Here is an 11,946-nt window from a genome sequence, read left to right as displayed (position 1 = left end):
GGCTATGCCGCCACCACCGGAATGGGGAACGTGGTGGCGTCTCGCCGCTGCCACCATGCTCGCCCCTGCCTGCCAACCAGCACCTGCGATATCTCGAAGATGTTCTTCTTCAGCGGACGGACCATGCGCCACGCCAGGCTGAAACGCCCCGCATCGGGTTCGATCACGACCGTATCGAGCGTCGCGGTGAAGTCCTCGCGCTCGCCACGGCGTGGAAACACGATGACCGGCGCGACCAGGTGCGGGATGGTGAAGCGAGTCAGGCCTTCGGGCGTCAGGTTGGCGAGCATCACCTCGACGGGGCCGGCCTCGAAAGCGGCAACCGGTAGTTGCTGGTCCGTCGGCGCAGCCTGGAAGTACCGCGGGTCGAAATCGGAAGGCAAGAAAGGAAAGGTGTTCGCGAGCCAGGCTTCGTCGTAGGTGCCCGCCAGTTGCAGCCGCGGCTCCCATCCCCTGCCGACGGGCCCGAATGCCATCGGGCGATAGGCATCGCCAGGATCGCGAACAGGGTTGTCGATTTCCTCCGTGGCCGGCAGTTGTGCACCTTCGATCCACGCGGCCCCGGCGTGACGATGAAAACCCCGGCCCACCGGGTTCGGCATGAAGGTGGAGTGCTGCGAAGGATCTTCATGACGTCGGTCGGTGCCCCCGAACGCGACGTCGTAGGAGATCGGCTGGCACACGAACGCCTCCGGCGGCGTGACGGAAAGACCGGAAAGACCGCGCTCCCAGCGCCGTGGCCCCACGACGGCCATCGTCTTCTGCCAGGTGCCGACCCGCACGCCCACCTCGACACGCGCGGCGGGACTGCCTCGGGGCGCATGGGCACTGCCGAGCAGCAGGATGTCGCAGCGCGGCTTGCGCGGCGCGAAATCAGCCTCGTACACAGGCGCCGAGTAACCCGGTTCCCCGGTGAAGGTATCGGCCATCGCGAGCGGCAACTGCTCGTCATGCAACGAGAAGCTCCCCACTGGTTCGTCGGGCGCCGGCAGCCGGAAAGTGCCCTTGACGACCACGACCAGCATCTCCCGGCCATCAGGCGCCTGGGCCATGTTGAAGCCCGCGACCATGCGGGTGGCGTTGATGATCTCCATGCCTTCGTGCCGTCCGCGCCTCAATTCAGCTGCACCGAGCCGCCCTTGACGCGGTTCACGCCGGCGGAGCGACTCGACACGTAGCTGCCCTGGATCAGCACCTTGCCGGCGCGCGTCAGCGTGATGCTCGCCTTTCCGCAGCGCAGCACCATCTGGCTGCGCGCGCTGACCAGCAGGCGCTCACCGTCAGCGTCGACCTCCACCTGCGCCGGCGCCGCGACCAGCGCCTCTGGCCACCCCTTCGGCCCGCCGCACAACACGCCCATGACGATCGGCCTCGACGGATCGGCCCGCTCGAACATCAGCACCACGCCGCGCCCGATGTGCGCGCCGTGCAGGTCCACGACGCTGCGCGCGCGCAGGGCCGCTGTGCCCGGCTGGCCCTCGAAGACGACGAGCGGCGTTCCCCCGTCGTCGGCGAGGGCCGCGAGTTCGCCCGTGACGACGGCGTGCCACGGCTGTATGCCCGTGTCCGCCGCAAGTTGTGCCTCGATCAGATCTCTGCCGCTCATGGTCATCTCCGTAGTGAATCAGTTCTGCAGAATCTTCGAACCCTTCATCACGATGTCGCTGCTCGCCTTCGCGTTGATCTTCCCGGAGGCATCGATCGTGATGTCCTTGCCCTTGATCACGATGGTCCCGTCCTTCTTCATCGTGATGCTGGCGCTGCCCGTGGTGATCGAGACCGAGTCGCCAGCCGTGATGACGAGGTTCTTGCCCACGGAAAGCGAGTCGTCCTTGCTCACGCTGGTGGTCCGTCCCGAACTCACGCTTCGCGATTCATCTGCGCCCACGTTGGTCGACAGGTTCGCCCCAACATCCACCGACCGATTGGCCCCGATGCTGCTCGACTGGTTCGCCCCCACGCTGATCGTCTGGCTCGCCCCCACCGTCACCGCCTGCATCGCCCCCACGGTGATCTCCTGCGCCGCGCCCACGGTGATAGTCTCGTTGATGCCCACCGTGTGCGTGCGCTGCAGCGCCACCGTGGCGCTCTCGCTCGCGCCTACCGTGATGGTCCGGTTCTGCCCGATGGAGATCGTCTCGTTCAGGTCCACCGTCTCGGTGCGGTTCTGGTGGATGGTGATGGTCTCGTTCTTGTCCACCGTCTCGGTGCGCTGGCCGTGCACGGTGATGGTCTCGTTGTTGTCGACCGTCTCGGTGCGGTCGTGCTTCACGTGCGTGGTCTCGTCGTGGTCGATGGTCTTGGCGCGGTCGTGGCCCACCCAGTGCGTCTCGTCGTTCTCGACCTCGATGTCCTGGTTCTTCTCGGCGTGCAGGTACACCTGCTCCGATCCCTTCTTGTCCTCGAAGCGGAATTCGTTGCAGTTGGCCGCGCTGCCCTTGGGCGTGGAGCGCGTGCGAAAACCGCTCTGGGTGTGGGTTCCGAAGGGAATGGGCTGGTCGTCGTTGTAGACGCGGCCCACGATCAGCGGGCGGTCGGGGTCGCCGTTGAGGAAGTCGACGATCACCTCCTGGCCGATGCGCGGGCAGAAGTAGCCGCCCCATCCCTTGCCCGCCCAGGGCTGCGACACGCGCACCCAGCAGGTCGACTTCTCGTTGCTCTTGTCGTAGCGATCCCAGTGGAAGTGCACCTTCACGCGGCCGAAGTCGTCGGCATGGATCTCCTCACCCGAGGGCCCGACGACGATGGCCGATTGCGGGCCCGGCATGACCACGCGCGGCGTGAGGCGCGGCGGGTGGAAAGGCATGTCGACCGGAAACACCGTCAACAGGAAAGCGCTTGCGCCGGGGCGGCTCGCATCGAGCGACGGCATCCGGGCGGCGACCGCCTCGAAGGCCGGCAAGGTGTCGGCCAGCACGGCGTCGTCCGCGAGAGCTTCTCTCAGAAGCCGTGTCGGCGGGGCCGGTGGCTCCTCGATGTCCGCGCCTTCGTAGCCCGGGTGGCTGGCGACGAAGGTGCAGGCGGCGATCACGTAGTCGCTGTCGCGCGTGCCGTCAGGGTCGTTCTCGAACTTGAAGCTGCGGCCCGCCGCCACGTCGGGCCAGGGCGTGAGCGCCCAGTGGCGCTGGCGGCGCGCGCCGATCTCCTCGCCGCGCAGCTTGCCCTTGTCGTCGGCATCGCCACCGTTGAAGTACCCACCCGCGAACTCGAAGGCCTCGAACTCGGCCAGCTCGTGCTTGTCGGGCGTGCCGCCGGCGGCCTCCAGCTTCTTCTTGATCGCCTTGAAGTCGCTGTCGGTCGATGCGTACTTGCCGGTGTCGAACTGCCGCTCGCTCACCCAGCGCGAGATCTCGTTGAAGCGCGCTTCGGCGGCGTCGCTCGACACGTAGCGCAGGGTGTCCGCGGCCGGCAGCTTGTCGTGCGCCATGTCGCTCGCGTCCGACATGTGCATGGTGCCCGGCGCATCGTGCGCGTCGAACCAGTAATAGATACCTTCGTCTTCCAACAGGCGCGATAGGAACTGATAGTCGCTTTCCTGGTGCTGCACGCAGTAGCGGCGCGGCTTGTGGGTGCCGACCACGTTGTCGGTGCGGGTCTTCTTGAAGCGCTTGATCGGGCTGTCCTCGAACACCGCATCGAGCACGTCGAGCACGGGCTTTTCCTGATGGATGCGCGAATTGCTGCGCTTGGTGAGCAGCCAGAACCACGAGCGCAGGGTGAAGCGGTATTCGAAGTAGCGCCCCGCATGGCCCGCGCGCACGAAGCGCACCGCGTGGCCCTGGCAATGGCGTTCATGGCTGCCCCCATCTGCGTCCTCGAAGCCGATGACGACGTCGAAGGCGCGCCCCAGGATGTCCTTCGCATCGATGGCCTTGTTCTCCGACAGCACCGTGAGTTCGTATGTCGATGGACGCGCCAGTGCCTCGTGCCCCACGATGCGCCAGAACATGAGCTCGTCCTTGACGGGCGAGTCGCTCTCGATGCGGAACTCCTGGTCTGCCATGAATGGCTACTCCCCTTGTTCTGTACGAGCGGCGCTCTTTCCGCGCCACCTAGGCATCTGCGATGCGCTCTACGGCGCCAGCAGCAACACCAGCGGCTGGCTCGGCACGGTGCGCACGCCCGGGCAATTGGTGCTGTTCTGCAGCGACACGCTGGTCAGCCGCGACGCAGGCATGCCCATCATCAGGACGGTGAAGGCCCCCGTGAGGTGCCGGCTCGGCCCCATCACCGTTCCCGAGGCCACGCCCAGCAGCACGCCGGAGTTGTCGCCGTTGGTCATCGGAATGGTGGTGCCGAGGTTGTGGGCCGGGCCGCCCATGATGAGGATCGTGGGGCAGTTCGGAATCGCCATGGGGCCCATGGCGATGTTCGGGTACGGCACCGGAATGGGCGACGGCGCGGCGGGCGTGATGCAGACATCGGGAAAGCCCATGTCCGTGCCCATCAGCTGGCAGTTGGCGAACATTTTTTCGTCTCCCCTGTCGCCTCAGCCGAAATGGATCTGCGCGCCGCGCGCCTTCACCAGCTCGCGGCCGTTGACCAGCGTGTGTTCGCCTTCGATCCGCATCAGCTGCTTCGCCTCGCACTCGACGTGCGTGGCCGCCACGCGGTCGATGCCATCGGTGGTGCGCAGGTAGTGCCTGCTGAAGTGCTGCACCCGGTCCATCACCGAGGAGAGCACCGAGCCCACGAGCTTGAGGCTGGTGCCGACCACGCTGAGCTGGCGGCCGACGACGTCGGCGGTGTCGGTGGCAATGCGCGTGCGCTGGGTGGCGACGTCGAGTTCTTCGGCAGCCAGTTCGATGCGTCCACCCTCGGCAGCGATGCGCATGCCGGTGCCGCCCTCGCAGCTCACGACGTTGGCCGTGCCTTCCTCGCGCTGCAGCACGGCCATGATCCAGACTTCATCGGGCGCGATGCGCAGGCAGGCCACGCTGTCGCCTGCCGCCGGCTCCAGCAGGCAGCTCGCCGCGCGGCGTGCGCGCAGCTTCAGCTCGCCGCTGGCGACCACCAGCCGGCCCTTTGCCCCGGAGCCGAGAATGCCTACGCACCATTCGGCGGGAATGGCCTTCGCGGCCTGGCTCTTCCTGCCGGTGCGCGCTTTCGTCAGCGTCGTCGTTTCGTTGTTCATGATGGCGGTCCCTCTGTGTTCGTGTGTCAGGCGACCAGCGGCTGCCAGCGCTCCGATTCGGACAGCTCCGAGTCGGTCTCGAGCGCACGCGCGCGGTCGGTCATCTGGGCGTTTTCGGTGACGGCGGCATGCAGCACGGTGCGCACCATGGTGGCGCGGCGCAGGTCTGCCGTGGTGAGGTCGGCGTGGCGGAAGTCGGCGTACGTCAGCTCGGCGCCGGTGAAGTTGGCGCCTTGTACTTTCGCGCCCGCGAAATGGGTCTGGTACAGGTCGCAGCCGGCAAAGTTGGCTTGCAGCAGGATGGCACCAGTGAAAAGCGCCTGACGCAGCCTTGCGCCAGAGAAGTCTGCAGCCTTGCCGCTGGCCGCGCAGAAGATCGCCGACGGCGCGACGGCCTTCACGAACTTCGCGCCATCGAGCGTCGCGCCCTGGAAGTTGCACTGCTGCAGCGTGACGCCGCTGAAGTCGGCGCCGCTCAGGTCGGCGGACGAGAACTGGCAGCCGTTCAGCTCCAGCCCGGCGAACGACATGCCCTTGAGCGAGGTCTTGAAGAACACGTTGCGCAGCATGCGCGCGCCGGCCCACGTCAGGTGCGAGAGATCGCATTCGTTGACAGTGGTGTATTGCCAGCTGGTGTCGTCGGCGCAGACGTCGAGCAGTACCGACTGGCTGATCACCGCGGAGTCGAGCGGCACGCCGCGCAGCACGGCATGGTCCAGCCTGCAGCGAGTGACGGTGGCCATCGTCATCGCCGACTGCGCCATCTGCGCATGCGTCAGGTCGCACTCCGTGAACACGGCGCCGTGCAGGTTGGCCTCGCGCAGGTCCACGTGATCGAGCTTGCAGCGGTTGAAGACGGCCTTGCGGAGATTGGCGCCGGATGCGATGGCGCCGCGCAGGTCGCAGCAGTCGAATACGGCTTCGCGCAGATCGGTCCCCCGGAAATCCGCTTCGGCGAAATTGACTCGCGAGAAGATCCCGCCGCCGAGCGCAAGGCCTGCGTAGCGTCCCTTGTGCAGGTCGAGGCCTTCCAGCGCCTCGCCGACGCTGATTGCAATGGACAGGAGGTTCGGGCTCATGCCGCCGCCTGCTGTTCCGGGGTGAGCCGGGGCCAGGTGCGCGCCCGCCTGAGCAACGCCCCGTCGAAGTTCGTCGAACCGTCGAGCCGCACCCGTCCGAGGTCGGCACCGAAGAGATTGCTGCGCCGCAGGTCGGCCCCCCGCAGGTCCGCCGACTGGAAGATCGCGTCGCTGAAGTTCACGCCCGACAGCAGCGCGTTCGAGCAGACGGCCTTGCGCATCAGGACGCCCTTGGCACTGGCGAGCCGCAGGTCCGCGCCTTCGAGCCGGGCTTCGCAGAGGTTGGCGCCATCGAGCACCGCACGGATCAGCCTGGCCTCCCGCGCATCGGAGGCCCCGAAATTGAAGTTGCGCAGGTCGGCCTGGCTCATGTCCGCACCGGCCAGGCTGCTTCCCTTGACCGCCACGGTGCCGGCGCAGCGCGCCGCCATCAGCTTCGCGCCGTCGAGCTTGCTGGTCACGAAGGTCGCGTTCTCGATCTTCGCGGCATGCATGTCGACGCCCGAGAGGTCGGACTCGATGAAGTTGCAGACGGACAGGTTCGCCTCCGGCCACCGCATGCCCTTGAGGTCCAGCTTGTGGAAGACCTGCCCGCTCAGGTCTGCACCGGCCCAGTCGGCATCGCCCCATGTGGTCTGCAGCAGATTCGCCTTGGCGAATTTCGCGCGTCGCATCTGGGTGCCGGCGAACGCGCAGTACATGAGCGTCGCCCCGCTGAAGTCGGCGTCGTCGAAGACACCGCGAGCCAGCCGCGCCTTGCCGAGATTGGCCCTGGCGAATTTCGCGCCGATGGCGATCGCGCCTTCCAGGTTCGCATGCGCCAGCACCGCGCCCGTCAGGTTGGCGCCGGAGAGATTGGTATTGGCCAGGTTCGCGCTTTCCAGCCACGCGCCTTCCAGGTTCACCTCCCGAAGGTCGAGGCCCGAGAGATCGGCGCCGGTGAGATCAATGCCGGCGAAGAACTTGATGCCCGCCGCGCTGGCACGCGCCATCTCGCCGCGCAGCTTCGCGGCCTCGCGCGCCGGCATCGGGAAGGCTGGCGGCTGCATGTGCGCGGACTGCAGATAGCCGGCGCGATGCGCGTCCTCGATCTGGCACAGCTTCGGGTAGATCGGCGCCAGGTTGACAGGCCGCGTTCCCACGGCCGCCTGTGCCTGCATTTCCGCCATGTGCCTGTCGGGGTCGTACTTCGGCGGACCGCGGTGCTGCAGTTTGGCGAGATCGATCTTCTGCTCCTGCGACATCGCCAGCGCCCGCTCGACGACCGTGACCGCATCCTCGACCGCCGCCCACCGCTGGGCCTCGGCCTCCTTCATCTTCTTCTCCAGGTAGGGCGGAAGCTCGTCGCCGACCGGAACCTTCTCCCGCGGCGGCATGCGGATTCCCAGCGCATCCGGGTCCTTGCCCATGGCGATGGCCTTCTCGCGCGCGAACGCCACATCCATCTCGGCGCGACGCCGCTGGGCTTCGCCCTGCAGGCCCTCGGTTCCGAAGGGCGCCTTCGCGGCCTCCACGTCCGGATCGGCGGTGCTCACGCCTTCCGGGAGCAGGTCGCTGTCGACGATGGCATAGATCGGGCCCAGCTTCGGGTCGGCCCGCTTCGCTGCGGCGTCGAGGTAGTGCGCGTCGGAGCGGATTTCTCCGATGCGCTCGACCGCGCCCATGAGGCTGACCACGTCGGAGCCGTCGTCGGTGCCGACCTCGGCGAGCCCCTGGAAGATCGCGATGCAGCGTTCGGCATGCGGGAAGAACCACACGGTGGTCAGCCGCAGCGGCACCTCCCGCACCTTGGGCTCGCCCACGGCCATCCTGTAGCCGACGAACACGCGCGCCCGCATGCCCGGCAGGCGGCCTTCGATCAGGCGCTTCTGCGGGTGCATGTTCTCGAATGAGAACGGCTCGTCGCCGGTGAGCGCCGCGCCCATCCACTGGTCGGGCGGCGCCAGGTTGAAGTAGCGCCAGTCGGTGTCGGGCGCGAACCCCGGCGCATGCTGCTTCAGGTAGTCGGCGTCGTAGGTGCCACGGTATTGCACACGCTGCGGGTGCATCACGTCCAGCGCTCCCATGCCGGCCGGTGCGATGGCCTGGTCGGGGCGCAGCAGGCGGTCATGAGGCAGTTCGATGTTCGGCAGCCATGCCACGCCATCGATCTTCTGCCTGCCCCGCCCGCCTGGGTTGAGGGGAAAGTCCGCGCCGCCGTAGGCCCTGGACCAGTCCAGCGGCATCTCCGGGAAAGGCCGGGCCTTGCTCGGGTTAGAGCCATCCCAGTAGCGGTCCCCGAGCACCAGCAGGGTTTTCTCCTGCGTGCCGAACCGGGCCCGCACGGCGCAACCGTCAGTGCGGTCCGGCGGCGGGAAGGCCTTGCCATGCACCAGGAACTCCGGCGTGAGCTTGGCCACGCCCTCGTCGATAAGGGGTTGCGCCATTTCCTTCCCGAGGAAGGACCACATCGACTGCTCCGCCCACAGCGTTCCGCGCTCGCCCTGTGCGAACGGCAGGTGCAGGCAGGCGCTGATGCTGAGCCCGAAGCGCTTGCGGAATTCGATGGGGCGCGTCGACAGGCCGAGCGCCTGGGGTTTGAGGACTTGCATGGTCGCTTGGCGCCGATCCCTATTCCCAGTCGTCGTTCGGCGGCACCCCTCCGTCCAGCGGATCGGATGACGGCGGCGGCGGCGGTGGCGGCGGCGGTGGCGGTGGCGGTGGCGGTGGCGGTGGCGGTGGCGGTGGCGGTGGCGGTGGCGGTGGCGGTGGCGGTGGCGGTGGCGGCGGCGGCGGCGGCGGCGGCGGCGGCGGCGGTGGTGGTGGCGGCGGTGGTGGCGGCCGCGGCGCAGGGGGCGGCGCCGGGGGCGTCGGGCTCCACTCCTGTGTCGGCTCCGCGGGCGCGCCCACCCCGGGCGCCGGAGGCGGCGCGGGTGGAGCCGGCGGAGGCGGGGGCGGCGCGGCGGAACCGTCCGCATTGACCGATTCGTCGGCCGCCAGGCGTTCGCCGCCTGTGCCGACACCGGCGGCGCCCAAGGCGCCGACGATCAGTTCGCCGCCAGCGATGGCGACAGCACCGATCACCGGAATGCTGCCGATCACACCTTCCATGCGACGGTTGCGCGTGATCGCACCGAGAGAGCGCAAGCGGCCAGCAAGCCCGGGCAGGTGCGCGGCATCGGCTTCATTGGCGGCGTTGTCCAGCGCATTGGCGGCGTCCGCGTACTGCTTCAGCGTCGCGGCAATATCCGCGTCCGCGCTGGCCAGGCCCGCGACTGCTCCCAGCGCACCGGCGATAGCCGCGCCGCCCGCGCCACCGGCACCCGCGCCCGGCGTGAAGGTATGCAGCGCAGCCTGCTCCACGTCGATCGGAAACGCCTGGATCTCCGGCGCAACACCGGACGACAGCTTGACACCCAGCGCGGTATCGATCGCCACGCCCCCGAAGTTGGAGATGGCAATGGCCAGCGCGTTGTCGATGCTCATGCCCATGAAGGTCGAGCGCGCTATGCCCAGGTTGGCTTCGCTGTTGGTGCCGATGTAGCCGCTGGTGTTCGGCCCCAGGATGGTCGTGTTGGAGCCGACCGAGGTCGCGTCGATGCTGCCCACCGCCATCATCTCGATGCCGGTGTTGCTCATCAGCTTGATCTTGTTGGCCATCAGGTGCAGCGGCCCGGTAGGCACCGTGATGTACTTCGAACTCGACCCCGTCACCATCCAGTCGATGTGCCCGGCCTCGAAGCTCATCTTCGCGGCCTTGTAGGTGACGTTGCCGCTGACGGTGATGGTCTGGTTGCCGATCACGTTGCGGGTCTCGCCCGCGCGCGAGGTGTCGGTGCGCGCACCGGTCACGTCGCTCAGGCTGGTGCCGGTCACCATGGTCTTGTCGTTGCTGTCGACAAAAGTGGTGCGGTCGCCCACCACCTGGTTGTTCTGCTTCCCCTTGACCGTGTTCTTCTGGTCGACCACCACCATGTTCGTGTCGTTGCGCGTCACCGTGCTCTTGCGGTCGCGGTCCACGTGGTTGGTCTGGTCGCGCTTGACGGTGACGCTCTGGTCGCGGTCGATGGTGGTGGAGTCGTCGCGCTCCACGCTGCGGCTCATGTCGAGTTCGGCGTGGATGCTGATCTTTTCCTCGCCCTTCTTGTCCTCGAACATGATCTCGTTGTAGTTCGAAGAGCCGCCGCCAGGCGTGGAGCGGGTCTTGAAGCCGCTCTGCGTGGGCGACTTGTAGGGAATGGGCTGGTCGTCGTTGTAGACGCGGCCCATGATGATGGGCCGGTCGGGATCGCCGTTGAGGAAGTCGACGATCACCTCCTGGCCGATGCGCGGAATGAAGTAGCCGCCCCAGCCCTTGCCGCCCCAGGGTTGCGACACGCGGATCCAGCAGGTCGACTTCTCGTTGCTCTCGTCGTAGCGATCCCAGTGGAAGTGCACCTTCACGCGGCCGTGGTCATCCACGTGCAGCTCGTCGCCCTTGGGGCCGACGACGATGGCGGTCTGCGGGCCCGGCATGGTCACGCGTGGCGTGAGGCGGGGCGTGCGGAACAGGCGCTCGACCGGCATCACGGTGAGCAGGAAGATGCTGCTGCCGGTCTGCGCGGCCGAGAGCGCGGGCGTGGCCGCGATGATCTCTTCGAGCACCGGCAGCGTGTCGGCGTTCACCGCGTCGTCGCGCAGCACGTCGGCCAGCGCGGCATGCACGGGCTGCGCCAGGGTGTTGCCGCTGACGCCCTCGTAGCCGCGATGGCTGGCGACGAAGGTGCAGGCCGCGATCACGTAGTCGCCGTTGCGCGTGCCGTCGGGGTCGCCTTCGTACTTGAAGCCGCGCCCGGCCGTGACGTCGGGCCACGGCGTCACTGCCCAGTGGCGGTCGCGGCGCGCGTTGAGTTCGTCGCCGCGCAGCTTGGCGCGGGTCTCGGCGTCGTCGCCGCTGAAGTAGCCGCCAGGGAACTCGAAGAGCTCCAGGCTCGCGAGCTCGTGGTCGTCCGACGCATCGATGTCGGCGCCCAGTTTCTTCTTGATGGCCTTGAAGTCGCTGTCGCGCGAGGCGTGCTTGCCGGTGTCGAACTGGCGTCCGCTCACCCAGCGCGAGATCTCGTTGAAGCGCGGTTCGGCGGCGTTGACGGCCATGTGGCGCAGGGTGTCGGCCGCCGGCAGCTTCTCGTGCGCCATGTCGCTGGCGTCCGAAAGATGCATGGTGCCGGGCGCGTCGTGCGCGTCGAACCAGTAGTAGATGCCTTCGTCCTCCAGCAGGCGCGAGAGAAAGCTGTAGTCGCTTTCCTGGTGCTGCACGCAGTAGCGGCGAGGGTTGTGCGTGCCGACCACGTTGTCGGCCTTGGTCTTCTTGAAGCGCTTGATGGGGCTGTCCTCGAACACCGCGTCGAGCACTTCGAGCACCTTCTTCTCCTGCAGGATGCGGGAGTTGGCGCGCTTGGTGAGCAGCCAGAACCACGAGCGCAGAGTGATGCGGTATTCGTAGTGCCGCCCCATGTGGCCCGCGCGCACGAAGCGCACCGCATGGCCCTGGCAGTGGCGCTCGTGCGTTGCGCCATCGGCGTCCTTGAACCCGATCACCACGTCGAAGGCATGCCCGAGGATGTCCTTGGCGTCGATGGCCTTGTTCGTCGAGATCACCGTGAGCTCGTAGGCCGACGGGCGCGCCAGCGCCTCGTGCCCCACGATGCGCCAGAACATCAGGTCGTCCTTGGCGGGTGAATCGCTCTCGATGCGGAACTCGTTGTCGGCCATCTT

8 protein-coding genes are annotated in these 11,946 nt (G+C 67.7%); all 8 read right to left on the bottom strand.

Translation table 11 applies throughout. The annotated features are described in order from the left end of the window. Nucleotides 1-2 precede the first annotated feature (2 nt). Nucleotides 3-1,094, bottom strand: a complete 1,092-nt coding sequence (locus ABL843_RS03370) for a DUF2169 family type VI secretion system accessory protein (RefSeq protein ID WP_184639908.1) — start codon at nucleotides 1,092-1,094, stop codon at nucleotides 3-5. Between the two features lie 20 nt (nucleotides 1,095-1,114). Then, nucleotides 1,115-1,606, bottom strand: a complete 492-nt coding sequence (locus tag ABL843_RS03365) for a DUF6484 domain-containing protein (protein WP_184639910.1) — start codon at nucleotides 1,604-1,606, stop codon at nucleotides 1,115-1,117. A gap of 18 nt (nucleotides 1,607-1,624) precedes the next feature. Beyond that, nucleotides 1,625-4,003 (bottom strand): type VI secretion system Vgr family protein, encoded by a 2,379-nt coding sequence (locus tag ABL843_RS03360; protein ID WP_418118971.1) that lies wholly within the window; start codon nucleotides 4,001-4,003, stop codon nucleotides 1,625-1,627. 69 nt (nucleotides 4,004-4,072) lie between these two features. Beyond that, nucleotides 4,073-4,468, bottom strand: a complete 396-nt coding sequence (locus ABL843_RS03355) for a DUF4150 domain-containing protein (protein ID WP_126025731.1) — start codon at nucleotides 4,466-4,468, stop codon at nucleotides 4,073-4,075. Between the two features lie 21 nt (nucleotides 4,469-4,489). After that, on the bottom strand, nucleotides 4,490-5,134 hold the full coding sequence (locus ABL843_RS03350; protein ID WP_418118970.1) for a DUF3540 domain-containing protein: 645 nt from the start codon (nucleotides 5,132-5,134) through the stop codon (nucleotides 4,490-4,492). 26 nt (nucleotides 5,135-5,160) lie between these two features. After that, the gene (locus ABL843_RS03345; protein ID WP_418118969.1) at nucleotides 5,161-6,213 is read right to left on the bottom strand and encodes a pentapeptide repeat-containing protein; all 1,053 of its coding nucleotides are present in this window, start codon (nucleotides 6,211-6,213) and stop codon (nucleotides 5,161-5,163) included. Continuing rightward, nucleotides 6,210-8,804 (bottom strand): DUF2169 family type VI secretion system accessory protein, encoded by a 2,595-nt coding sequence (locus tag ABL843_RS03340; RefSeq protein WP_418118968.1) that lies wholly within the window; start codon nucleotides 8,802-8,804, stop codon nucleotides 6,210-6,212. The genes ABL843_RS03345 and ABL843_RS03340 overlap by 4 nt, the downstream gene beginning before the upstream one ends. Before the next feature lie 19 nt (nucleotides 8,805-8,823). Beyond that, a complete protein-coding gene (locus tag ABL843_RS03335; RefSeq protein WP_418118967.1) occupies nucleotides 8,824-11,943 on the bottom strand; it encodes a type VI secretion system Vgr family protein in 3,120 nt (1,039 codons plus the stop codon). Nucleotides 11,944-11,946 lie beyond the last annotated feature (3 nt).

Source organism: Variovorax sp. 350MFTsu5.1, from assembly GCF_048302515.1.
GTDB classification, from domain to species: Bacteria; Pseudomonadota; Gammaproteobacteria; order Burkholderiales; family Burkholderiaceae_C; genus Variovorax; species Variovorax guangxiensis.
This window is presented reverse-complemented; position numbering and strand designations above follow the sequence as displayed.